The organism is Psychrobacter pygoscelis (assembly GCF_004335015.1).
Taxonomy (GTDB): Bacteria; Pseudomonadota; Gammaproteobacteria; order Pseudomonadales; family Moraxellaceae; genus Psychrobacter; species Psychrobacter pygoscelis.
Window position 1 is genome coordinate 110,903 of sequence record NZ_RQRU01000006.1, and the last position, 26,293, is coordinate 137,195.

Annotated in this window: 19 protein-coding genes; all 19 read left to right on the forward strand. The window is 41.6% G+C overall.

Annotated elements, in window-relative coordinates; translation table 11 throughout:
• The first annotated feature begins 72 nt into the window (after positions 1 to 72).
• The 19 genes from dld (at position 73) to EGV92_RS12220 (ending at position 26,248) form a co-directional block, all read left to right on the forward strand.
• Entirely contained in the window at positions 73 to 1,806 is a 1,734-nt protein-coding gene (gene dld, locus EGV92_RS12130) for a D-lactate dehydrogenase (RefSeq protein WP_131669565.1), read from the forward strand.
• Positions 1,799 to 3,205 (forward strand): YjiH family protein, encoded by a 1,407-nt coding sequence (locus EGV92_RS12135; RefSeq protein WP_131669566.1) that lies wholly within the window; start codon positions 1,799 to 1,801, stop codon positions 3,203 to 3,205. The genes dld and EGV92_RS12135 overlap by 8 nt, the downstream gene beginning before the upstream one ends.
• Before the next feature lie 171 nt (positions 3,206 to 3,376).
• Positions 3,377 to 4,918 carry an aldehyde dehydrogenase family protein gene (locus EGV92_RS12140; protein ID WP_131669567.1) on the forward strand — a complete coding sequence of 514 codons (1,542 nt, stop codon included), beginning with the start codon at positions 3,377 to 3,379 and terminating at the stop codon, positions 4,916 to 4,918.
• Positions 4,919 to 4,981: 63 nt separating this feature from the next.
• Positions 4,982 to 6,448, forward strand: a complete 1,467-nt coding sequence (locus EGV92_RS12145) for an NAD-dependent succinate-semialdehyde dehydrogenase (RefSeq protein ID WP_131669568.1) — start codon at positions 4,982 to 4,984, stop codon at positions 6,446 to 6,448.
• 97 nt (positions 6,449 to 6,545) lie between these two features.
• Entirely contained in the window at positions 6,546 to 7,805 is a 1,260-nt protein-coding gene (gabT, locus tag EGV92_RS12150; RefSeq protein WP_131669569.1) for a 4-aminobutyrate--2-oxoglutarate transaminase, read from the forward strand.
• A 589-nt stretch (positions 7,806 to 8,394) separates the two neighbouring features.
• Entirely contained in the window at positions 8,395 to 9,525 is a 1,131-nt protein-coding gene (locus EGV92_RS12155; protein ID WP_131669570.1) for a polysaccharide biosynthesis/export family protein, read from the forward strand.
• Positions 9,526 to 9,539: 14 nt separating this feature from the next.
• The gene (locus EGV92_RS12160; protein WP_131669571.1) at positions 9,540 to 9,974 is read left to right on the forward strand and encodes a low molecular weight protein-tyrosine-phosphatase; all 435 of its coding nucleotides are present in this window, start codon (positions 9,540 to 9,542) and stop codon (positions 9,972 to 9,974) included.
• A gap of 9 nt (positions 9,975 to 9,983) precedes the next feature.
• Positions 9,984 to 12,215: a polysaccharide biosynthesis tyrosine autokinase gene (locus tag EGV92_RS12165; RefSeq protein WP_131669572.1), complete on the forward strand. Its 2,232-nt coding sequence runs from the start codon at positions 9,984 to 9,986 to the stop codon at positions 12,213 to 12,215.
• A 63-nt stretch (positions 12,216 to 12,278) separates the two neighbouring features.
• Complete coding sequence (locus tag EGV92_RS12170) at positions 12,279 to 14,270, forward strand: polysaccharide biosynthesis protein (protein ID WP_131669573.1); 1,992 nt, start codon at positions 12,279 to 12,281, stop codon at positions 14,268 to 14,270.
• Between the two features lie 713 nt (positions 14,271 to 14,983).
• Entirely contained in the window at positions 14,984 to 16,261 is a 1,278-nt protein-coding gene (gene tviB / locus EGV92_RS12175; protein WP_131669574.1) for a Vi polysaccharide biosynthesis UDP-N-acetylglucosamine C-6 dehydrogenase TviB, read from the forward strand.
• Between the two features lie 26 nt (positions 16,262 to 16,287).
• On the forward strand, positions 16,288 to 17,307 hold the full coding sequence (locus EGV92_RS12180) for an NAD-dependent epimerase/dehydratase family protein (RefSeq protein ID WP_131669575.1): 1,020 nt from the start codon (positions 16,288 to 16,290) through the stop codon (positions 17,305 to 17,307).
• Between the two features lie 12 nt (positions 17,308 to 17,319).
• Positions 17,320 to 18,642, forward strand: coding sequence for a lipid II flippase MurJ (locus tag EGV92_RS12185; protein ID WP_131669576.1), 1,323 nt, complete (start codon positions 17,320 to 17,322; stop codon positions 18,640 to 18,642).
• Positions 18,608 to 19,708, forward strand: coding sequence for a glycosyltransferase family 4 protein (locus tag EGV92_RS12190; RefSeq protein WP_131669577.1), 1,101 nt, complete (start codon positions 18,608 to 18,610; stop codon positions 19,706 to 19,708). Before EGV92_RS12185 ends, EGV92_RS12190 begins: the two co-directional genes overlap by 35 nt.
• Before the next feature lie 130 nt (positions 19,709 to 19,838).
• Positions 19,839 to 20,777, forward strand: coding sequence for a hypothetical protein (locus EGV92_RS12195; RefSeq protein WP_131669578.1), 939 nt, complete (start codon positions 19,839 to 19,841; stop codon positions 20,775 to 20,777).
• Between the two features lie 17 nt (positions 20,778 to 20,794).
• On the forward strand, positions 20,795 to 22,720 hold the full coding sequence (gene asnB, locus EGV92_RS12200) for an asparagine synthase (glutamine-hydrolyzing) (RefSeq protein ID WP_131669579.1): 1,926 nt from the start codon (positions 20,795 to 20,797) through the stop codon (positions 22,718 to 22,720).
• Positions 22,710 to 23,843, forward strand: coding sequence for a glycosyltransferase (locus tag EGV92_RS12205; RefSeq protein WP_131669580.1), 1,134 nt, complete (start codon positions 22,710 to 22,712; stop codon positions 23,841 to 23,843). The genes asnB and EGV92_RS12205 overlap by 11 nt, the downstream gene beginning before the upstream one ends.
• Entirely contained in the window at positions 23,840 to 24,982 is a 1,143-nt protein-coding gene (locus tag EGV92_RS12210; RefSeq protein ID WP_131669581.1) for a glycosyltransferase family 4 protein, read from the forward strand. Before EGV92_RS12205 ends, EGV92_RS12210 begins: the two co-directional genes overlap by 4 nt.
• Positions 24,979 to 25,572 (forward strand): sugar transferase, encoded by a 594-nt coding sequence (locus EGV92_RS12215; RefSeq protein WP_131669582.1) that lies wholly within the window; start codon positions 24,979 to 24,981, stop codon positions 25,570 to 25,572. Before EGV92_RS12210 ends, EGV92_RS12215 begins: the two co-directional genes overlap by 4 nt.
• Before the next feature lie 28 nt (positions 25,573 to 25,600).
• Positions 25,601 to 26,248 carry an acetyltransferase gene (locus EGV92_RS12220; RefSeq protein ID WP_131669583.1) on the forward strand — a complete coding sequence of 216 codons (648 nt, stop codon included), beginning with the start codon at positions 25,601 to 25,603 and terminating at the stop codon, positions 26,246 to 26,248.
• Positions 26,249 to 26,293: the final 45 nt, after the last annotated feature.

Consider the following 26,293-nt stretch of genomic DNA (forward strand, 5'->3'; position numbering starts at 1 on the left):
GAGTTGTTTGGTGGTTCTCACCCATCGTCCGTTAATTGCCATTTTATTGTTTAATAAATTTAGAGAGTAGTTGTGTCTTCTTACGATCCTTCGTCATATTTGCTCACCGAGCTAAGCCAAGTCGTCGATAAAGCTGGTCTGCTTACGACATCTAGCCAGCAGCAAGCCTACGTTGAGGGTATCGTTAGTAGTCCAGAGCAGCCGAACGTGCTAGCAGTGGTGATACCACAGACTCTGGTGGCGCTTTGGCAAGTGATTAATATCTGTGCTAAAGCCGATGCAATCATTATTGCGCAAGCGGCCAATACAGGACTGACAGGAGGGTCAACACCGTTTGGCGGCTATGATCGTCCTGTTGTCGTCATTTCGATGCAGCGCTTGGGTGGCGTGCATCTACTTAAGGAAGGCCGTGAAGTCGTTGCTCTACCGGCGGCCACACTACAAGAATTAGAGATTACCTTAGCCCCATTAGGCCGAGAGCCCCATTCGGTACTTGGCTCAAGCTGTGTCGGCGCTTCGGTTATTGGCGGTATTTGCAATAACTCTGGTGGAATGCTGGTTCAGCGTGGTCCCGCGTATACAGAAATGGCGTTATTCGCACGGCGAACAGCATCGGGTAGTTTTGAGCTTATTAATCATCTAGATATTGCGCTAGGAGATTCACCTGAAGAAATCCTCACTCGCCTAGAGTCTGGTAATTTTAGCACCGACCAAGTCAGTGATACCTGCAACCGCGCTGCCAGTAACACTCAATATAAAGATAAAGTCCGTGACTGTAACGCGTCGACGCCTGCCAGATTCAATAATGATCCTAGCGGTCTTTACGAGGCATCTGGCTCGGCAGGTAGGCTTATCGTATTTGCTGTTAGGGTTGCGACCTTTGCTAAGAGCCAGCGAGAGCAGACCTTTTACTACTCTAGCAATGATGCCCACGCCCTCACAAGCTTACGCCGACACTGGCTTGCAAGTGAGCTTGATTTGCCAGTATGTGCTGAATACATGCATCGAGCGTATAACGAAGTGACCTTGCAATATGGGCGCGATACTTGTTTTAGTATGCGAAAACTACCTGCCAAGCGTATTGGTGCTCTATACCGGCTACAATCTCGCTTGGGTTACTATTTGACTAAGTGGCGACTGCCAACCTCATTGCCAGATCGAATATTACAGCTCGTATCTAGCGTGATGCCAGCCGCTTTACCAAAGCATCTGGCCAAGCAAGCTTTAGCCTATGACTACCATCTCATCATTAAGGTAGCGGATGACAATATTGCCCCAGCTCAGGCTTTTTTGCAGGCACATAATGAGCAGCATCAAAGCAGGCTGCATACTTGTACCACAGAGGAGGCAGAGAAGTTATTAGTCTTTCGTAGTGCGGCCACGGCAGCTATGTTTCGCTACCATAACCTAAACTCAGCAGACTTTGGTGAGATGATATCTACAGATATTGCCTTACCAAGGAACGCCATCGATTGGGATGAGACCTTACCTGAGTCATTAAAAAAACATATTAAAAAAACATTTTATTTAGGGCATTTTTTTTGTCACGTTATGCATCAAGACTATTTATTACAGCCCACCACCAATAAAAATAAAATTAAGGATGAATTGTTAGCATTCTATGATCAGCGCGGGGTGGAGTACCCTGCTGAGCATAATGTCGGGCATATTTATCCTGCAAAACCAGCATTGAGCACTTTTTATCGGACGCTGGACCCGACCAATTCGCTAAACCCAGGAATAGGTCAGACAGCAAAATGGAAAGATTGGCGATTTTCGCCTCTCATGGAGGAAGTGAATGACTAATTATATTAATAAGTCGCAGCAGCCACTTTTGGATGACGCGCAAGAAGAGGTACAGACGCCGCAAGGCGCGCAGTGGCAATCGTCACTGTGGAAATTTATATTGTTCTCTGCGGTGGGTATTGCCTTATTTATTCTCCCCTTTGAATGGGGTGGTAAGATTACGATTTTACTAGGCGTACTAACGGATACCTTGCAAGCTGCACTGGGTGATGCAGTATTTTATATCTCACTCGCCATAGTGAGCATATCATTTTTAGGTGCGTTAGCAGTAAAAGTATTGCGCCCTAATTTAGAGAACAAGCCTGCGCTTAAGAATATGTTTGATGTCTCTTGGCTATGGCTCGTGGCCCGCTTTTTAGGGGCGTTATTTATCTGGATGATTTTTCTGCAGATGGGTCCTGAGTTTATTATTAACCGTAATACTGGCGGGGTCATTTATCAAGATCTTATCCCTATTCTTATTCCCCTATTTTTCTTCGCCATTTTGACCTTACCATTCCTAACAGACTTTGGTCTTATGGAATATTTAGGAACGCTTGCTCGTAAAGTCTTTGTTAAACTCTTCAAGTTGCCTGGCCGCTCCGCTGTTGATGCCATGTCATCTTGGTTTGGCGCTGCCTCTATTGGTCTACTCGTCACCATGCAGCAATATGATAAAAGCTACTACAGTCAACGAGAAGCAGCAGTTATTGCGACGACCTTTTCAGTGACTTCTATAGCGTTTACCTATGTGGTGGCCAAGACCATCGGCGTTGACAATAATTTTGTGCCTTTTTATCTGACCGTTGCTTTAACCGGTTTCGTTGCGGCAATTATTATGCCACGACTGCCGCCCCTGTCTTTGAAACCAGAGACTTATCACTCGGGCAAAAGTATGCTAGATGAGCAGATTCCGACCAATTATAGCACTCATCAATGGGCGCTAAATCGGGCGGTGACACGAGCTTATTCTATGCCAAGTTTGAGTCATGTGTTCAAAAGCAGCGTCGTTAATCTGTTTGACATCTATTTTGGTCTTATTCCGGTGGTCTTTGCGATCGGTACTATTGGTTTAGGCTTGTCCGAGTATACGTCAGTGTTTAACTGGCTCTCAGCACCGCTAGTGCCATTACTTGAATGGCTGCAAATCCCTGAAGCAGCAGCAGCGGCGCCTGCTATGGTAATGGGCTTTGCAGATATGTATTTACCAGCCCTAGTGGGTAAGAGTATTGAGAGCGAGATGACGCGATTTATCGTAGGAGCAGCGTCTATCACTCAGATTATTTATATGTCTGAAGTTGGTGCGCTGATCCTTAAGTCGAATATTAAGCTGAACATTTTAGAGCTGTTTCTCATCTTTATTATGCGTACCTTGATCAGTCTGGTCATCATTACCTCAGTAGCTCATCTACTGTATTAGCGTCTTCAAGACCTGATTACTTACCAGATATTTAACTAAAGCTGCCTCTGAGCAAATCTCTCGCTCAGGGTAGTTAATATTGGCTATTTATTTCATTAATTCTTAGTGGGTTTTGTGAGAGATTATTCTTAAACGTTGTTTTCAATTCCTACTTTAGCAATGAGAGGTTTTATGTCTTCTACATTAGCAAATAATATTCAGCTGACTCGAGAGGGCATCAGTCAGGTCGTGGCATCTGAGATTAAGCTTAATAGCGCCTTTATCGATGGCGAATGGGTAGATCTTGGAGTTTCTACAGAGGAGGAAGCTGCATTATACGATCCTAATTCTGGTGACGTTATCGCTCAGACAGCGCTTTGTAGTGCTGACCATGTTGACCTAGCAGCGCAGGCAGCGAGTGCAGCATTGGCGCCGTGGTCGCAGACAACAGGCGCTCAGCGAGCAAGTTATCTTAATGCGCTAGCCGATGCGATGCAGCAGCAATTTGATACATTAGTTGGGTTGTCGGTGCTCAATAATGGTAAGCCAATTGCCGAAGCTCAGATAGATGTTAGTGATGCGATTGCTTGCTATCGTTACTACGCGAAGCTTGCAGCCGCGCAACTGGCGCAAACGACAGTGGCTACGAATGAGCCAGGAATACGTCTATATAAGTCCCTAGAGCCTATCGGTGTTTGTGCATTAATTGTTCCTTGGAATTTCCCTATGGTGACTACCGCTTGGAAGCTAGCACCTGCTCTAGCGGCTGGCTGTACGGTCCTATTAAAGCCCTCGGAGGTGACTTTACTGCCAGAATTAATGCTGGGTAATATCTTGAGCAACTTAAGCAATATGGGCTTTCCAAAAGGGGTGGTTAATATCTTGCCTGGTGCTGCAGCAGTCGGGGCAGCAATGACCCGTCACCCGCTAATCGACAAAGTCTCTTTTACTGGAAGTAATGGGGTGGGGGAGAAAGTTATGGCGCAGGCCGCAATTGGTGCCAAAGACATCAGCCTTGAGCTGGGTGGTAAGTCGGCCATTATTGTCCGGGCTGATGCGGATATCGATGCTGCCTGTGAGCTAATCATCGGAGGTATCTTTACCAATGCCGGACAGATTTGCTCTGCTACCTCTCGGCTGATTGTCCATCAGGATATTGCCCAAGCGTTATATCAACAGCTCAAAGCAAAAACTATGCAGCTGACCATCGGTGATGGCTTTGCTGAAGCTACCCAAATGGGACCTCTGGTGAGTGCAGCACAGTTAAGCCAAGTGCGCAAATATTTCGCTATTGCTAAGGATGAGCAGCTTGAGTGTCTGGTAGGCGGTGAGAACTCTGGCGACAACAACCACTCTGAGGCAAGCTTGCCAGATTCTGGCTATTTTGTCGCACCGACAATTTATACCGATGTGCCAACTTCGAGCCGATTGTGGCAAGAAGAAATATTCGGTCCCGTATTAGTAACGACTACCTATCAGCATGATGATGAAGCAATCCAACTGGCAAACGACAGTAACTATGCATTAGCCGCCACATTGGTGAGTGCTGATGAAGAAAAAGCACTAGCGATGGCTGCTCGAGTCAGAGCAGGTCACATCTGGATTAATGAGCAGCAGATTGTGCTGCCCGAAGCAGGGTGGGGCGGCTTTAAACAAAGTGGTATTGGCCGAGAGCTTGGTGAGGATGGCTTAGCTGCTTACCAGAAGAGCAAGCATATCTTACTGCCTGCCTAAGCAGCTATTACTAAGTGTCACAATTATTTAGCATTATTCAAAAGCAGAACCAGAGGATGACCTATGAAAGAGATATCTAATCAACAATTGATAAAATCGCAGTGCTTAGTGGGGCTAGAAGCTGATGGCTGGATAGTCGCTACTGATAACGAGCTAATTGATGTTATCAACCCTTTTAATGGTGAAAAGGTCGGTCAAGTACCGAGTTTGAAGGCTGAGCAAGTCCGCCAGGCTGTGGAGACTGCACATGATGTGCAAGCGGAGTGGGCGCGTAAAACGGCAGACGCGCGCAGTCAGCTATTGACCAAATGGGCTGATTTAATCGATCAAAATAAAGAAGATTTAGCCATACTCATGACGGCAGAGCAAGGTAAGCCTCTAAAAGAATCTCGCGGGGAGATTGGGTATGCCAATAGCTTCATCCGCTGGTTCGCTGAGGAAGGCAAACGTGTCTATGGTGACACGATACCAGCGACCAATGAGGCGCAGCGTATCGTGGTTCTTAAGCAGCCCGTCGGTGTGTGTGCAGCGATTACGCCTTGGAACTTCCCCTCGGCGATGATTACGCGCAAAGTCGCACCTGCGCTAGCGGCTGGCTGTACGATGATTGTCAAGCCGGCGACTGAGACGCCACTATCAGCATTGGCATTAGGTGAATTAGCTATTCAGGCTGGTATCCCTAAAGGTGTCTTGCAAATAGTGACTGGTAAATCTTCAGTCGTAGGCGATTTCTTGACGCAAGATAAGCGTATTCACAAGCTATCATTCACTGGCTCTACCGAAGTTGGTAGAAAGCTAATGGCTCAGTGTGCTGATACCATCAAAAAGCTATCGCTAGAGTTAGGTGGTAACGCGCCATTTATCGTATTCGAAGATGCCAATCTAGAAAAAGCTGCCGAAGGCCTAATCGCTGCCAAATATAGAAACGCGGGTCAGACTTGTGTTTGTGCCAACCGTATCTATGTGCACGAGCGTATCAAGGATGATTTTTTAGCCATCTATCAACAAAAGGTAGAGGCACTCAGCGTCGGCGATGGTATGGACGAGGGTACTGACATCGGACCACTCATTAACCAATCGGCAGTCGATAAAGTGAGGGAGTTAATCAATGAGGCAGTCGATCAAGGCGCTAAGCTTATCACTGGTGGTGAGCGTAATGCAGCCTCTGACTTGACGTTGGACCCAGCTATATTAAGTGATGTCACTGATGATATGGCGATTGCTCAGGCTGAAATATTCGGTCCCGTCACCACGATATTCACGTTTAGTGAAGAGGCTGATGTCATCAAAAAGGCCAACGATACCATTTATGGTCTTGCTGCCTATTTCTATACCCAAGATTTAGGCCGCTCTTGGCGTGTCAGTGAGGCGCTAGAGTATGGAATGGTGGGACAAAATACTGGCTTAATCTCCACTACAGTCGCACCTTTTGGCGGCGTTAAGCAATCTGGCTTTGGCCGTGAAGGTTCTAAATATGGTATTGAAGAATATGTAACCACCAAATACTGGTGTCAAGATATTAGCGAATAAGAATGATATTTGCCCAATTAAAAGCAAATAACTTTGTTATATCTCCCTTTAATCTCAACTTTCATGTCGTTATAGACAATATACTAAGGATAGAATAATGACCAACTTAACCAACCAGTCTTTACTAGAGCGCCGTAATGCAGTGTTACCAAATGGCCTTGGTGTCGCTTTTCCAATCTTTGCAGAGCGTGCCAAGAACGCTGAGCTTTGGGATGTAGAGGGCAACCGCTATATTGACTTTGTTGCTGGTATTTCAGTATTAAACACCGGTCACACCCATCCAAAAATTACCCAGCGCGTTCAGGAGCAGTTAGAGAAGTTCTCACATACCGCTGCGCAGATTATCAGCTATGACAGCTATGTAACCCTAGCTGAGAAGCTCTGTGAAAAAGCGCCCATTACTGGCGATAAAAAAGCATTCTTTTTGACCACGGGTGCTGAAGCCGTCGAAAATGCTATCAAGATTGCGCGTGCCAAAACAAATCGTCACGGCGTGATTTCATTTGTCGGTGGCTGGCATGGCCGTACCATGATGTGTATGGGGCTAACCGGTAAGGTGGTGCCATATAAGAATAACTTCGGTCCTATGCCAGCTTCTATCTATCACGCGCTATTCCCAGCGCCGGAGCTTGGGGTGACAGAAGCCGAAGCACTTAGAAGTATTGAGATGATCTTCCAAGCCGACATTCATCCAAGCGATGTGGCGGCGATGATTATTGAGCCTGTCCAAGGTGAAGGGGGGTTTCATCAAGTGACGCCAAGCTTTGCACAAGCCTTGCGTAAGATCTGTGATGAGCATGGCATCGTATTAATTCTAGATGAAGTTCAATCTGGATTCGCCAGAACGGGTACGCTATTTGCTACAGAGCAATTAGGAATAGAGCCTGATCTGCTCACTAGTGCCAAAAGCTTAGCAGGCGGTTATCCTATCTCTGCGCTTATAGGGCGCGCTGATATTATGGACGCTGCACAGAAAGGCGGCCTTGGTGGTACATACTCTGGCAGTCCTTTAGGCTGCGTGGCAGCATTGGCAGTGATGGAAGTCATAGAAGAAGAAAACTTACTGGCGCGTAGTAACGCTATCGGTGAGCGTATGGCGACATTCTTAGCCGATTTAAACAATACTAAGATTGCGCACATTCGTCACATGGGAGCGATGCTTGCCTTTGATCTCGTCGATGCAGACGGCAATCCAGATCCTCAAGCAGCAGCAGACCTAAAGGCCAAAGCTTTTGAGAAAGGACTGCTTCTTGCTTCTTGTGGTATGTTTGGTAATGCTATCCGTATTATGGTGCCGATAACTGTTGAAGATGAGATTCTAGAAGAAGGCATGCAGATTATTGCCGATAGCCTCTAAATGCGCTAATCAATAAGCACATTACCTTAAAATTAAGCTGAGGGTGGTCAATGACTGCCTTCAGCTTTTTTATGGTAACTCAGTAAATTTTAACCCCCATTGCGGCACAGTTTACACACCTTAGCTGACGCCTCATTAATGATCCTAGTCACAAGCTGCATACTTACCTAATTTAGGCTTAATACTAGTGCAGAAGAGGTACACATAATAGGTTGGCTATCAATATACTTAGTTCAACGATAATAAAAATAATTCGATATAAAAATTTTAAGACTATAAAAATTATTTAGTGAAGTTGAATAAAAAAGTAATAATTTCATATATAAAACCAAACAAAAATTTTTAAAATCATAATCTTGTTCTCCTCCTAGTATCCTATCAAGTCACAGAAATTTAAAAAATAATGACTATTTATTCGATAATTGTTCATAACAAAAATCTAGTCAAATGTTTATTAAATATGATATAGTCTTGTTGTCTTTTAATACAAATGTCATTTTTCAGTATTACTCTTGTTGTTATTATATATAAAATAAACTTATGTCTGCTTGTATTGTGACGTTAGATAGCTTGATTATGGACGTAAATCATGGACTTAAATAATTTATTAATAAAAAATAGTCGAGAATTAATACTTGGTAACTTACTTATTATCATGATGAGCATAATTTCTGGCTGTACCATTAGTTCTGGACTTAAATCTGGGGATTTACCACCGACAGGCGCTTTTGTCGCTGATAATGGTATGCAGTTCATCGTTAAGCCTTTAAGTTTAGCAACGCTCCCAACTGCGGCTAAATTTACAGCGAGCAAAATAAATGATCAGGGTTTAAGGAAGTTGGTAAGCGCCACTACTCAAGCTGATTATCGTATAACTTCTAGTGACATCTTAAGTATTGTTCTCGTCGGTTATCCAGAGATTACCCCTCCTGCCAGTAGTAACTCCTCCAATCCTTATGCATCAGGCTTTGTTGTTGATCAACAAGGCTATATTCAGTTCCCTCTAATAGGCCGGATCCAGGCACAGGGATTGAGCGTACCGGAGTTTGCCGAAAAGCTGCGCTCAAAGCTGCAAAAGTACCTTAAGTACCCAGACCCACAAGTAAAGATTATTAATTATCGTGGTAAGAAGTTCTTCATTGATGGCGAAGTGCGTCAGCCTGGGGAGTTTAATATCAATGATGCGCCGGTTACGCTTTTTGGGGCGATTTCTATGGCCGGCGGGGTCAATACTACTGGTGATTCAAATGGTATAGAGCTGATTCGAGAGGGTCAGCGTTATCAGATCGGGTTACGCGCTTTGCAAAAGATGGGCATCTCAGCCAACCAAATTCATTTGCAAGATGGCGACTCAGTGCATGTCAACAGACAGGACCGCAATAAGGTTTATGTGTTAGGGGAGTTTGGTGTTGTTGAGCCGCTTGAGATTCCTGAACAAGGTTTAAGCTTGGCCCATGTGCTGGGTGAATCTAGGGGGTTGAATGCTAACACAGCAGACGCTGCCAAGATTTATGTGGTGCGTGACCATCCTAGTAGCGCTTATACCGATATCTATTATGTCGATATGCAGACGGTGACTAACTTTGCTCTGGCTAATCGCTTTGAGATGCAGGCCAATGATATCGTCTATGTAGATCCAACGGGTCTAGTGCGGTGGTCAAGATTCATCAGATCTATCTTACCTTCAGCTTCTACTGTCAATATGTTATCAGGGCTATAAAGGGCGGTCACAGCATGGAGGTTAACAATATATTAGTGGTCTGTACTGGCAATATTTGTCGAAGTCCAATGGCAAAAGCTTTACTGCAAATTTGTTATCCACAAAAGCGTATCGACTCAGCAGGTCTGGCGGCAGTAGTGGGTCACCCTATTCAGTCAGAAGCAGTAGAGGTGATGACGGCAGCTCAGATTGATATTGATCGCCATTGTGCCAAACAGATCACCAAGGATATGGCAGTAGCAGCAGATTTAATCCTGACGATGACCAGTAAACAAACCAAGTGGATCGAATCTAAGTGGCCTTATTGCCGCGGGAAGACATTTAGACTAGGGCATTGGAATAATAAAGACATTAACGACCCATATGGACATAACCTCGCTGCCTTCAAGACAGCCTATCAGGACATCGCAGATAGCTTGGGTTATTGGCAGAATAAATTAGCAGACTAGTGATTCATTATGAGTATAAATTCACCGAAGTTACCAAAAGCGACGCCCAAACAAGAAAAAGATGAGATTGACTTACTTGCTTTATTTTGGGTAATGCTGCGCGGCTGGAAGATTATTCTGGCCTTTGCTATTGCTGGTTTATTGTTAGGCGTGCTTTATGGGCGTTATGTTAACCCTGTCTACAAAGCTGATGCGCTGGTACAAATAGATGAAAAATCTATCGGCCTGTCAGCCCTTGGCTCTAATATCTCAGAGCTGGTCGCGCCAGAGGTTAGCCTAGCCGAGACTGAGCGTGAGTTAATTCAGTCAAGGATGGTATTAGAGCCTGTGGTAGACCAGCTACACCTAGATACTAGGCTAGCTGATCCACTAGTGAACACTTTGGATAGATTGAGCCAAACCAAAATAGCGACCACGATTCATAGTACGGATGGCGTGGCTTTAGATACCGAAGATGGCCAAGTCGAAATCAGCGAATTTGAAGTGCCTCAAGCTTACTTGAATAAGTCTTTTACATTGACCGCCACTAAATCAGGCTTTGATCTCAGTGATGGTATCAATCACTTTGTGGGTCAAGTGGGAGAAGCGTCAAGCTTTAAGACGACAGCAGGGGATATCAGTATTACCGTAGCTGCACTACCAGTCGGCGATCATCCTGTGGGCTTAACCAAACTTTCACTGCAAACGGCTACTGACGCTCTAAATAATGCTCTAACAGTGACAGAGCAAGGCCAACAGACTGGCATCATTCAACTGTCTTTAACGGGTAGTAATCAGGAACAGGTCAGCCGAATCTTAGAGCAGGTTGTGGTGTCCTATGTTAACCAAAATCAAGCTCGTGGCTCTGAGCAGACTACCACCACTATAGGGTTTATGGAGTCGCAGATACCCAACTTGAGGCAAAAGCTTGAAACATCAGAAGCAGCGTTTAATAAATTCCGTGAGACTTACGGCACTATTGATGTCAGTCAAGAGGCAGAGTTGCTGCTCACTGAGAGCTATCAGATAGATGCTCAGCTTAATCAGCTCAATCTTCAACGAGCTGAATTGAGTACTTATTATACCGATGAGCATCCACTCGTGACGCAAATAAATGATCAATTAAAAGTGCTGCTTAATAGGAAGCAAGAGATTAATGAGACCATCGCTCGTTTGCCTGAGATTCAAAGGGAGTTTTTGCAGCTGTCAGAAGATATGGAGATTAATCGAGAGATATATCTAACCATGCTTAAAAACTACGAACAGCTCAAAATTGTAAAGGCGGGTGAAATTGGGTATGTGCGAGTTATTGATTTACCTATCAGCTCTTTTAGACCCATTGCACCAAAGAAATTACGGATTTGGATTTTGGCCTTAATATTAGGTGCTATGCTGGGTTCCACGCTGGTATTACTAAGAAGTTTATTACGCAATACGGTTAAAGATCCAGAGCGATTAGAAACGAAGTCTGGTGTGCCAGTTATTGCTACTATTCCCAGTTCTAAGGCTGTGCGCCGATTGGGTAAAAGTAAACGTACCCCTAATCGATTGCTAGCACGTGTAGATAACGAGAGCCTAAGCTACGAAGCAATTAAAAGTCTAAGAACATTTTTGCTGTTCGGCATGGTGCCTAGTATTAAGTCTTTTGCTAAGGGCAAAGTAATCCTTCTTACTGGTGAGAGTCCTAAAGTCGGAAAGTCATTTATCACAGCTAATTTGGCCGAAGTATTCGCTCAGTTAGATAAAAAAATCTTGGTAATAGATGGCGATATAAGACTGGGGCAACTGCATAAGATATTTTCTATCGATCATGATAGTGGTCTTACTGAGTATCTGACTAGTCATCAAGGCACTCAATCCCAGCCAAAACCTCATTTAGATACAGAGCTTACCCATTTTATTCACCCTACGTGTATTCAAAATATCGATTTAATGCCTCGTGGAGGGCCGTCAAACAACCCTGCCTCTCTACTAGCTAGTGAAGGTTTCAAGAACTTGATAAAACAAGTGATCCAACACTACGACTATGTTTTTATTGATTCAGCGCCAGTATTAGCAGCTTCTGACGCGCTTATTATTTCCCAATACGCTGATAAGGTGTTGCTGGTGACGCGCTACGACCAGTCTATTGAAGGTCAGCTCGTCTATGCCATAAAGCAGATGCACAAGGCCAATGTAGAAGTCGATGGCATCGTCCTAAATGATATGAATCAAAGTGTGATGAATAGGTATAGCTGTCACTATAACTATGCCTATGGTTAGACGATAACAGTAATTAAGTAATAGTCCTATTAGCCAACACTTATAAAATAAGCAGTCAATGTTATGACCATCAGTGTAGAAAGTAACAACAATACGCAGCGACCCCTGAGTGACAACTGTTATGTCTCAGACGAGCAAGTGCCTATGACGGTGTCATATCGTTTGGCAAAGTGGTTACTTGGGTTACCGCGTCAAATCAAACAGGTCATCTTACTCATAGTTGACTATGTGATTTCTATATTTTGTCTGTTCTGTGCTTTGTCATTACGTTACGGCACTATTGATAATCATGTTAGTCCGGTTGTGTTGGCTCTTTATGCTGTCGTCCCAGTTATAGGACTATACGCCATCGGTTTCTACAAAGGCGTAGCACGAATTTTTTATGATGGTGAGATGCACCATGTTTTACAGTTATTCGTACTTTTGGTCTTCGTGTTTGCAATCACGCATTACTTACACTGGACCAGTTATCTTCCCCGTTCAGTTCCGCTACTTTATCTATTTTTATTATTTATTTGTCTTTGGAATAGTCGTCTCACCCTGCGAGAGTTATTGGCTCGTTGGGAGGGCAAGCATGAGGCGCGTGGTAACAGCGATATTATTTATGAGAATGTGATCATCTACGGAGCTGGCAAGGCAGGGAAGGCTTTATTTGAAGAGCTAAGACACAGCAGTCGTTATCAAGTTATTGCTTTTGTCGATGAGGATTCAAGGTTAACGGGCGCTCATATCTTAGGTAAAAAAATATACGCTGCCGCTAATTTGATAAACCTAGTTACGAAGTTTGACATCTCACAAGTATTTCTAGCGATGCCGACGATTAGCCAAGCGCATCGACGTAAGATTATTGACAGTCTTTCTAGTGTCTCAGTAAAGATCAAGCAGCTACCCAGTATGGAAGATATAGCGGATGGCAAGGTCACGGTAAGTACCCTTCGCGAAGTAGATATATTGGATGTTTTAGATCGGCAGACTGTAGCGCCAGTTGATGAGCTTTTGCATCAAGATATCAAAGGTAAGGGGGTATTAGTTACCGGTGCTGGTGGCTCTATTGGTAGTGAGCTATGTCGACAAATAATTAAAAACCAACCACGCTGTTTAGTACTGTTTGAGCTATCTGAGTATGCCTTATATGCGGTTCATCAAGAGCTAAAATCCCAGCAGGCAGCGCTACCAGAAGCAGATCAAATAGAGATTATCGCTCTTATCGGTAATGTGATTAATGAGGGTAGGCTGCGAACCGTATTTAAGCAATATCAGATTCAGACGGTCTATCACGCCGCGGCTTACAAACATGTGCCAATAGTAGAGCACAACCCATTTGAGGGAGTAATCAATAATTCCAAAGGAACTTATCACTGCGTCCGAGCGGCAGTTGATGCTGAGGTAGAGACTTTTGTACTGATCTCTACAGATAAGGCGGTTCGGCCGACCAATATTATGGGAGCGTCTAAGCGTTTGGCGGAGCTGGTCTGTCAAGGCATGAGTCAGTCAGATATCTCTACTCGCATCAGCATGGTTCGGTTTGGCAATGTCTTAGGATCTTCAGGCTCTGTGGTCCCTCTTTTTACTAAACAGATTGAGTGTGGTGGCCCTATTACGGTGACCCATCCTGAGGTTACTCGCTATTTTATGACGATTCCTGAAGCTGCTAACTTGGTTATTCAAGCAGGGGCTATGGCTCATGGTGGTGAGGTGTTTGTCCTAGATATGGGAAGCCCAGTCAAGATTGTAGATTTAGCTCGAAGAATGGTGCTCTTAAGTGGCTGTGAGCCAAAAGACAATGCTCATCCAAATGGCGATATTGAGATTATCTTTACGGGACTGCGACCCGGTGAGAAGCTCTACGAAGAGCTCATTATCGGGGAGAGCAATATCGAGTCCACACGTCACCCACTAATTATGCAAGCTGTAGAAGATTGCTTTCCGTTAGCCGATATTGAAGCGATATTGGCTGAGCTTACCGAAAAAGCTCAGCAAGAGGATGTTATTTGGTTAAAACGTCAGTTCAGATACTTTGTCAGTGGCTATCAGGAATGTGTGACTCCAGCGTGATAACGAACTTATATATCAGCTAACAAAGCATCATTTAATAAAATGAAGGAAAAATTACACATGGTATCAACTTTAAAGCATGGGCTACAGACAAACCTAAGGGTAGGGCCATGTCATCACAATACAAAAATTATGATTGTATCAATCTCATGTTAGAAGAATTAACAGTTGATTGTGAGTTTTTGCTATTTGAGGAAGGTGGGTTAACAAATAGCTTAAAAAATAGATAACCACGTTGACTTTAAATTTTTTAGTGCAGGTTAACTGTCAGGATTTATTTCACTTTATTGTAATGATAAAAATAAAGAGAGGTCTGTTAAAACGATGGTGGCAGCAAATGAAAATTTTTGAAGAAAAGGTGTTGCGAAAGATTTATTAACTAAATTTTAGCCTGCTTCAAAAGCAAAGGTTGTTTAAGAAGGCAATTTGGCTATCAGAAATATAACACTAAAGCGATCGGCTTATATAAGGCATTTGGTTTTAGAGAAAGCCATAGTAATAACGCTCGTATTTTCATGGCAAAGACTATTTGATAATTAGTTGTGATTTTTAAAAACAAAAAGTCAATATTAATAAAAATTTTAGAGTAATTAAAGATTTATGGCACCTTTATGGTGAAAAAGTATTGCTGCTTAGTAAAGTCGTTAGTGATGCTTAGCACTATAAAAAGGATTTATTACGAAGGTTGTTTAAGAGGTTATTTGAGGGACATTATGATAGACATCGACAATATTAAAATTGCCATTATTGGACTAGGTTACGTGGGATTACCGTTAGCAGTTGAATTCGGTAAGCACCGTATGGTCATCGGCTTTGATATCAATACTAGCCGGATAGCAGAGCTAACATCAGGAACCGATCATACTTTAGAGGTCAGCGATTTAGAGCTTGCTCAAGCGGCTCATCTAAGCTTCAGCTCCGATATTGACTCACTTAAAGACTGTAACTTTTTTATTGTTACAGTACCAACGCCTATTGATGAATATAAACAACCAGACTTAACGCCATTAATTAAAGCGTCCACAACTATAGGTGAAGTACTAAGTAAAGGTGACATTGTGGTGTATGAGTCCACAGTTTATCCAGGGGCGACTGAGGAAGTTTGTATTCCGGTATTAGAACAAGTTTCTGGACTGACATTTAATCAAGATTTTTACGTGGGTTATAGCCCTGAGCGTATTAATCCTGGAGATAAAGCGCATCGAGTAACCAATATTTTAAAGGTTACTGCAGGCTCCACACCAGAGATAGCAGACTTTGTCGATGCGGTATATAACCTAGTGATCACTGCAGGGACTCACAAAGCCCCCTCTATCAAAGTAGCAGAAGCTGCAAAAGTCATTGAAAACACGCAAAGAGATGTCAACATCGCGCTTATCAATGAGCTGGCGGTCATCTTTAACAAGATGAATATAGATACTGAAGCGGTGTTAGAAGCAGCTGGCACTAAATGGAACTTTCTACCCTTTCGACCAGGTTTGGTAGGTGGTCACTGTATCGGTGTTGATCCTTATTACCTAACCCATAAAGCGCAATCTATTGGTCATAACCCAGAGATTATTTTGGCCGGTAGGCGTCTTAATGATGGGATGGGAGAGTATGTCACCACGCAGCTTATCAAAACCATGGTTAAAAAGCGCATTCAAGTAGAAGGTGCAAAGGTACTGATATTAGGGCTTAGCTTTAAAGAGAACTGCCCTGATGTCCGTAATACTAAGGTCATCGATATCGTCAATGAACTCAGGGAATACAATATCGATTTAGATGTCTACGACCCTTGGGTGGATAGCGATGAAGCAGAGCGAGAGTACGGTATTGCACCGATCAGCGAGCCGCGATTTAATCATTATGATGGCATTATTTTGGCGGTCGCTCATCAAGAGTTTTCACACATGGGTATTGATAGTATTAGGGCTTTAGGTAAAAAAGAACACGTTCTCTACGACCTCAAGTATGTATTTGAAAAAGAAAAAACTGATATCCGGCTATAGAAGATTCATCAAATAGGACAATAATAATGACAGCTTATGAACAGAGAAAAAAGACCATCGTAGAAAATCCTAAAGTTTGGGTCATTACTGGGGTAGCAGGGTTTATAGGGTCAAACTTACTAGAAACGCTACTGCAGCTTAATCAGAGCGTAATAGGACTAGATAACTTTGCCACTGGATATCAAAAAAACCTAGACGAAGTGCAGGCATCAGTGGCATTAGAGCAGTGGCAGCGCTTTCACTTTATCGAAGGCGATATCAGAAATCTAGATGACTGCTATCAAGTCTGCATGGGTGCGGATTATGTCTTACATCAAGCGGCTTTAGGCTCAGTTCCACGCTCCATTAAAGATCCTATCGCAACCAATGAGACCAATATCTCAGGGTATCTTAATATGTTGACAGCCGCACGAGATGCGCGAGTGACAAGTTTCACTTATGCCGCGAGCAGCTCAACCTATGGAGATCATCCCGCGCTTCCTAAAGTAGAAGACGCTATTGGTAAGCCATTGTCCCCGTACGCAGTAACGAAGTACGTCAATGAGCTTTATGCTGAAGTTTTTGCACGAGTATATGGGTTTAAGTCTATCGGTCTTCGCTATTTTAATATCTTTGGTAAGCGTCAAGATCCTGACGGGGCCTATGCGGCAGTTATTCCAAAATGGACAGCAGCAATGGTAAAAAATGATGACGTCTTTGTGAATGGAGACGGTGAAACCAGTCGTGATTTTAATTTTATTGAAAATGCGGTTCAGGCTAATATTTTAGCGGCCACTACCGAGAATGAAGACGCAAAAAATCAGATTTACAATGTCGCTGTTGGCGATAGAACGACGCTAAATGAGCTGTTCACTGCTATTCAATCTGCTTTGGCAAGCAATAGTATTAATTTTGATAAGTCACCTCACTATCGAGACTTTCGGGAAGGTGATGTTCGTCACTCTCAAGCAGATATAGGAAAAGCTAAGAGACTATTAGGGTATGAGCCAAAATTCAATATTGTGCAGGGTATCGCAAAAGCAATGCCTTGGTATATAAGTTCATAAAGCGATATATCGATGCTAAAAAAAATACTATCGACCTCAATCATTGTATTACTAATAGGGTTGGTAGTCAGTGTAACTGGGTTATTCAAAGAAATATTTGTAGCCTATAACTTTGGTACTAATAGTGATATTGATATTTTTTATTTGGGTTTAAGTATACCTTTGTTTATCGTATCCATTTTTAGCTCGTCAATTAATGCCACAGTGATTCCTGCTTATCTTGAGGCAAAATCAAAAAGTTGTGAGGTTGAATTTTTTATTGATGTGGCAAAAATTACAGCTGTATTTTTGTTGTTTTTATCCTTGCTTTCAGCTATTTTTATCATTTATGTTCAGCCCAGTCTTTTAGGATTGACAGAGTATAAAATTAAACTAGTGATACAAGCTGGGTTAATAATGTCGCCCATTGTCTTTATACAAGGAGTTATGTCGTTTTTAGACGGAGTTCTAAATGCGGAGAAAAAAATAATAGCTAATAATTTAACTTCTATACTTATTCCTTTGGGGACTATTGCTGTACTACAGTTAGTCAATGAGAATAACTTTTTGATATTGTGCCTTGGTTTATATGTGGGTTATGGTATAAAGCTATTAATTCAGTTGATGATAATCAGTAAAATATTTAAATTTAACAAAGGTGAATTAAGAAAATTAGATATTAATAATTATAAGAATACTATTCAAGAATTTTTTTGGTTGGTATTTTCTTCATCAATACTAGGAATTATGCCAGTAATAGCCAATTATTATGCAAGCTTTTTAGATCCAGGAAGCGTGGCTAGTTTAAATTATGCAAATAAGCTGATTTCATCTGGTTTGATGATAGTTGGTATTGTTATTAACTCAGTACTATTCCCTTATATTGCAGAAGCAGTTATTGCTAATAAGAGTGAGGGTATTAGGTTTGGTCTAAGGATTACAGTTTTCGGATTTTTATTGTTTTCTGTGGCTATTATACCTATTTATTTATTGAGCGATATGATAGTACAGTTGTTTTTTGAGCGTGGGGAGTTTACTCATGAGAGCACATTAGCAGTATCTTTTATACTAAAGTACTTACTGCTTTATATTCCATTTTATGTTACAGGGTTATTGTTATCAAGGTTAGTCGTTTCACTGAGTTTATCAAGAATATTTATATTGGGTAATATTATAAGTCTGGTTTTATTTTCGAGTTCAAGTTGGATATTGATTCAATACTATAATAGAGGTATTGAAAGTTTAGGGATAGCTTACACTATTGTTTATAGTGGCTCCTCTTTATATAAATTTTATCATATTCTAAAACAGAGAAGAATAAATGCGTATAAGCTTAGTAATATCAAGCCTCGGTAGTGGAGGCGCAGAAAGGGTGATAACTGGCTTAGCTAATTATTTAGATAAAAATGGCTATGATATTACTCTTATTACTTATATAAATAAGACAGATGATTTCTATAAAGTAGCAAGTTCGATTCATCGGATAAGACTTGATCTTGGCGGGGTTCCTAATAACAACCTCCATGCTTTATTTAATTTATATTATCGAGCAACAAATTTGCGAAAAGCTATTTTAAAAAGTAAACCTGATAAAATTATTAGTTTTATAGACCGCTGTAATATTCTGACACTATTAGCCTGTCAAAATACAGGAATACCTATCATTATATCTGAACGCACCAATCCCATTTACTATCCGATTGGTAGGTTTTGGGCGTTATTACGTCGTTTGTTATATTGCAGAGCAGACCATCTGGTCATTCAAACGGAAAGCCTATTGAATTGGGCGCGGTCATATATTGATAGTGATCATATAAGCGTGATTCCTAATGCTCTGGATGACAATCGAATACACGCCCTTCAAAGGGCTCAAAAAATCGAAACTGATAGAGCGTGGCAAAAGTCAATAGTAGCTATGGGTCGATTTACTATCGAGAAGGGTCACGATTTGCTAATAAAAAGTGTGTCCCCTCTACTAAAAAGAGAAACAGAATGGGGACTAGAAATTATAGGAGATGGGCCACTTAAACCTGAGCTATTACAGCTGATTCAAGATTTAGGGTTACAAGACAAAGTATTACTTCATGGACAAGTAAAAAACCCTTTTAGCATACTGAAAAGCGCAGATATTTTTGTACTACCCTCGCGAATAGAAGGTTTTCCTAATGCTTTACTAGAAGCTATGGCACTGGGGTTGGCCTGTATTAGTTTTAACTGCCCCTCTGGACCGTCTGAATTAATTGAACATAATCATAATGGACTGTTAGTAGAAAAGGAAAACATAGATGCTTTAACAGCCGCTATCGAGGACTGTATAGCATCTGAAGAGTTACGCTTACGGTTGGGGCTCCAAGCAACAGCCGTAATCAATAGATATTCTGAAACTAATATCATGCCTCATTGGGAAGCATTATTTAGATAATAAAAATTAGAGCTGAGAATATAGGGTTGGTAATTAACTTTGTCAAACTGGCTATAAATAAAATCAATATATAATCTTGAATGCACTTCATGATTCTGTATATTGCTTTATAGAGTATCATGGTGTCACAATGAATAATGAATTTAATAAGAATCATGCTTTAAGGTTATTTGCTTATTTTTTATTTTTTTTAATCGCTTTTCTAATCTCTTTTAGGGATGCAATGCTTATTAGTGATGGCCCTAGTTATATTGTTCATGCTTTTTTATATGATGTAGACTTTACTCTACCTCAGGTTTATGGTTATCCACTATATTGGTTGTTTGTAGATATTTTTGGCGAGTATTTTGGTTATTTTTTTCCAAACTTTTTATCATTGGTCATTTTCTTATTTTTATTTCTCATAATAAGAAGAATATCTACAGCAAACATATTTTTGTTTTTATTTTTTTTGATGTTAAACCCTTTGATATTTAACTCTATGTTTGTGGCATTAAAAAATGGTTTGGCCTTAGCAGTTTTAATGTATGGGTTGGTTAGTTCCAAAAAGCTATTTACTTTCGGCTCTATTGCTATTCACCCTGGAGTAGCACCTCTAAGTTTGCTAAGTATTATTTTTAATAAGAGGGTATCTGTATATATTAAAATTTTTTTGGGCTTGTTAGGCTTATTTTTAATGCTTTATTCTGATACTGTCAATGACGTAATGATGTCAAGAGGCTATGATGGGTTCGTAGCTGGGCAAGAGATGTGGTCAGTATATTTTGTATATTTATTATTTGGTGTATTTTACTATTTAGCTTTTAAGTCTAATCCATATCGTTATTTTTTTATTGTATTGGTACTATTTTGGTTGATTTTAGGGAGATATTACCCTTTTGCTTGGAGATTCTTTTCTCAGGCTATGGTTGTTGCATTATTAATACTATTGATAAAGTCTGATCGGTCTCAGGGGAAGTTTTTATTTTTGATATCTTTTACAGCTCTATCTATATATTCAACTTTAGAGTGGCACCCTTTAATAGAGTATTCACAAGGTTGGCTAGGTTATTGGTTGACATTTATTTAAAAATATTGAGACATATTATGTGTGGGATTACAGGGTTCTACGATGAGAGTTCAACGCTCAGTGGCCAAACTATTTTGGATAATATGCTCGGTACTATTCGCCAGCGTGGTCCTGACAGTGAGGGTATGTGGTCTGAAGGAGGTGTAAATTTTGGTCATCGCCGCCTTGCCGTCTTGGATTTGTCACCCGCAGGCCACCAGCCAATGGTGTCATCAACTGGGCGTTTCATAATCGTATTTAATGGTGAGATTTATAATTATAAAGAAATAAAAGATACGCTTGAGAGGCAGTTAAATTATCAGTGGAGAGGTCATTCAGATACTGAGATTATGCTCGCTGCCATTGAAGCATGGGGTATGAATACTGCTTTGCAAGCTTTTAATGGTATGTTTGCTTTTGCCGTTTGGGATAGGCAGCAGCGCAAGCTTATTTTAGCGCGTGATCGGCTAGGCGAGAAACCTTTATATTATACCCAGCAAAATGGAGCATTTATATTTGGTTCAGAGCTACGATGTTTAGAAGCGCATCCTAAATTTCAGCGCGACATTGATTCAAATGCATTGGCTGAATTCTTTAGATTCAATGATGTACCCGCGCCTTTAACTATATATCAGAATACCTTTAAGCTGCTGCCAGCGCATTATCTTACTTGGTCACCTGATAATCAGGAACTTAAAGAGCAGTGTTATTGGAATCTAGCTGAGGTTGCGCTTCAAGGTCAACAAGACCTATTGTCCTATAACAGTGATGAGGAGGCGATTAACCAATTAGATGTGTTATTAAGGGATGCTGTCAGACTTCGAATGGAGGCTGATGTGCCATTAGGGGCATTTTTGTCTGGAGGTATTGATTCTTCCATCGTGGTAGCGATGATGCAAGCGCAATCAGTAAGCCCTGTAAAGACCTTTTCAATTGGTTTTGATATTGAAGGCTACAATGAAGCTGAACATGCTAAAGCCGTAGCTAAGCACTTAGGCACGGATCATACCGAGCAATATGTAACAGGCCGTCAAGCTATGGGAGTAGTACCTAAGCTAGGAGGTATCTATGACGAACCTTTTGCTGACGCTTCACAGATTCCCACTTATTTAGTCAGTGGTATAGCTAAACAACATGTCACGGTATGCCTGAGCGGTGATGGGGGGGATGAGTTGTTTGGCGGTTATAGTCGTTATCAAGAAACGCCGAATGTATGGCACAAATTAAACAAAATACCTGTCCGTAGCATGGTCACGGCTTGGTTAAGTGCTCTGTCAGAGCGTTCATTAAAAGTAATACTGGGGATGCTGCGTCCAATATTACAACCATATGTGAGTAAGCCAATAACGCTGACAACGTTTAGACATACGCTGCCTTTACTATCTACTAAAAATCAACTCGCATTCTATCGTATGACCATGCAGAACTGGCGGCAACCTAGTCAGCTAGTGAAGAACTATACTCCATCTGCAGTAAGGATATTCAATGATAGTTTTGATCTGCCAGATTTTTTGCACGTCATGATGTTGCATGATGGTTTGAATTACTTGCCTAATGACATTTTAACTAAGGTAGATCGAGCAACGATGGCGGTTAGCTTAGAAGGGCGTATTCCTTTAATTGACCATCGTATCGCTGAGTTTGCATGGCAGCTACCCGCTAGTCTGAAATTTAAAAATAACCAAGGGAAATGGATATTAAGACAAGTTCTCTATCGTTATGTACCACCAGAGTTGATAGACCGGCCAAAAATGGGGTTCGGTGTGCCACTAGGGTCTTGGCTACGTCATGATTTACGCGACTGGGTAGAAAGTTTATTAGACCCTATGCATATTCGTAATCAGGGCCATCTTAATTCTGACATTATTCAAAAAACGTGGCAAGCGCATCTGTCAGGTCATGCAGATTATAGTAAAAAATTATGGTCAGTTCTTATGTTTCAGGCGTGGCAAAATGAACGTTAACCCTAAGGTGACAAGAGAGTCACCAAGCCAATTCTTGTTTGTCTCGCCCACTGCTGTGTTGGGTGGGGCGGAGCGTACCATGTTTAACATCATATCTATGCTGTTGAAAAAAGGTCATCACGTTACTGTCTATATTATGTCTAGGGGTAAGCAAGCAGGGTGGGAGAGTATTAAAGATCATCCGAATTTAACTATGATTATTAAAGATCATGGCTCTGAAAAAACATCTTTACCAGATTTTTTATTTAACCTTATTTTTCTAAGTTATAACAATAAATATGAGTACGCATTTTCTTCGCACAGTCATGTGAATGGTGTCTTGAGTTTTATGAGGCGAGTTAGGCTTTTTAGGACCAAATATTTGATTAGCCGCGAATCGACCTTTGTTTTTGACCGCTTTTTTGGTCCATGGCGGGTGTTATTTAAACTCATTTATAAGTTCATGTATGGCCAACAGGACTTAATTATTTGTCAAACTGAGCGCATGAAATCATCGCTTATTAGCAATTTAGGATATATGCCTGCAAAGAAAATAGCGGTTATCTCTAACCCCGTGAATTTGGATTATATTGATTATCAGGTAGCCGATAGCCAAATTAACAAGCGGCCATTCTCAACTTTATTAGTTGGCTGTGGCCGCTTAATTCCTCTAAAGAAATTTGATTGGTTGATTGAGGCGTTTGCAGCGATAGAAGGAGAGTTCCCTAAGGCAGGTCTAGTAATCATTGGTGATGGTCCTGAACGAGAAAGTTTACAACAGCTTGTCGCTAGGTTAGGGCTACAAGATAAAGTGATTTTTACTGGCAAGATCAGTAACCCAATTCAATGGTTTGCTAGTGCTGATATTGGTGTTATCTCCTCTGAGATAGAAGGATTTCCCAATGTGTTAATCGAAATGATGGCCTCGGGAACCAAACAGGTGATTTCTACACCTTGTACAGACGGTGTAGACTCGATACCTCACATCACCGTGACCAAATCATGCTCCAAAGAAGCAATTGAAGCGGCACTACGCCAACACTTATCCCATCAAGTGGACAATGCTGTAGTCAATAAAAAATACATCAGCCAATACCGCTCGGTAGAAGCTTTTTGGCAAGCAGTAAAGGAGTACGTAGAATGAAGTTTCTACTCATCGCCAGTTACCCACCTTCTTTTTTGAGTTTTCGTGGAGAGCTACTGGCCGCGCTTGCACGAACTGATCTAGAAATTCACCTTGCCGCCCCTGATTTTGTCAATCATCCAGAAGCGTTTAATCAACTTAAGACGTTGGGTTATCAGCTCCATGAAATCCCTATGCAGCGAACGGGAACGAACCCTATTGCCGATATGAGAGCGATGCTTTCATTGTACCGATTAATGAAGAGTATTAAGCCTGATTATGTACTCGCGTATACCATCAAGCCGGTAATCTACGGTCTACTGGCCGCTAAGTTAGCTCACGTTCCGCATCAATTCGCACTAATTACAGGGTTGGGATATGCCTTTCAAGGAGCAGAAGAACAGGGCTACAAAAAATCCAACTTACAGAAACTTATGCATCAACTCTATTCTCGGGCCTTGGCATCAGCACAAAAAGTATTTTTTCAAAATCCGGATGATGAAGCACTATTTAGGACTATGGGTATCATAAAACCTGAGGTGGCAACTAAAATTGTTAATGGATCAGGGGTTGATATTGCTGAATATAGCGTAGTGTCTTTGCCTACTAAAAACCATGTACCAGAACCAAGGTTCTTACTCATCGCCCGTTTGTTAGAGGATAAAGGGATTCGCGAGTATGCTCAGGCAGCAAAAATAATCAAAGCCAAATATCCAGGCACACAGTTTGACTTGGTTGGTTGGATTGATGACAACCCAAATTCGATAAGTCAGTCTGAGCTTGATGATTGGATAAATGAAAGGGTATTCAATTTTTGGGGCAAAGTCGCGGATGTTAGACCCGCTATTAGTGCAAGCTCGGTTTATGTTCTACCTTCTTATCGAGAAGGAACACCACGAACGGTCTTAGAAGCGATGGCCATGGGTCGAGCGGTCATTACCACCGATGCTCCTGGTTGTCGCGAGACGGTGACAGATGGTCTCAACGGCTACCTTGTCCCAGTCAAAGCAGTTGATGAATTGGCAGCGGCAATGGAGACGTTCATATTTAATCCTGAGTTATTAACCCAAATGGGCACAGCCTCACGACAATTGGTTGAGGAAAAATTTGATGTGCACACGGTCAATCGAGCCATGCTAGAAGCAATGGAGATACTATGATTAAGCGCCTTTTTGACATCATTGTTGCCTTAGCTGCAATGGTGATCTTATCGCCTGTGTATATCTTTTTGGCCTACAAAGTCAGGAAGCACTTAGGCTCACCAGTTTTATTTCGTCAAGTGCGTCCGGGTTTACACGGTAAGCCTTTTGAGATGATTAAATTTAGATCAATGAGGAATGCTACAGATGCTGAAGGTAATCTGCTAGCAGATAATGAACGTCTCACAGCATTTGGTAAGAAGCTTCGTGCCACTAGTCTGGATGAGTTACCGGAGTTTTGGAATGTTCTAAAAGGGGAGATGAGCCTAGTGGGGCCTCGGCCTTTACTTATGGAATATCTTCCACTTTATAATCAAGAGCAGGCCCGTCGTCATTTAGTGCGCCCAGGTATTACTGGCTATGCTCAAGTCAATGGGCGTAATTCGATTACCTCAGTAGAGAAGTTCAAGCTTGATACGTGGTACGTTGATAACCAGTCACTGTGGTTGGATATCAAAATTTTGTTTAAAACGGTTAAAAAGGTAATCTGCAAAGAGGGTATTACCGCAAAGGACGAAGCGACCATGAAGAAGTTTACGGGGTCTGAATAATTTTATAATTTGTAAGGTGGGAATGCAGATGACGAAAATCATTGGTGTATATGGTGCAAGTGGCTTTGGGATAGAAGTAATGCCATTAATTAGAATCCAGTATGCCCATTTAAATAAACAAGATTTTGTCTTTATCGACGACAATTGTAAGGCCACTCACTTAAACGGCTATCGTGTTATGTCTTACCATGAGTTTTTAAAACTACCGAATAAAATTAAGGAGGTTTCAATCGCTATTGCTAATAGTAAAATAAGAGAAGTATTAGCAGAAAAGTTGATTAAAGATGGGATTTTGATTGCTTCGATTAAAGCTAAGGATTTAGTCAGTTTAGATACGGTAGAGCTGGGGATAGGTACTATTATATGTAATTTTTTTTGCTTAACCTCTAATATTAAAATAGGTAAGTTTTTTCATGGCAATATCTATAGTTATATTGCGCATAATTGTGTCATTGGTGATTATGTGACATTTGCGCCTCGAGTTAATTGTAACGGCAACATTCATATCCACGATCATGCGTATATAGGTACTGGCGTTATCATAAAACAAGGAAAGAATGATAAGCCACTGATTATTGGTGAAGGTGCTATTATAGGGATGGGAGCAGTAGTAACTAAAGATGTAGCCCCTGGGGCCGTAGTGATTGGAAATCCAGCGCGACCATTGATTAAATAGTATTACTGTTTTAATGAAATACAGAATATTTAAGCTAGGTGGTCA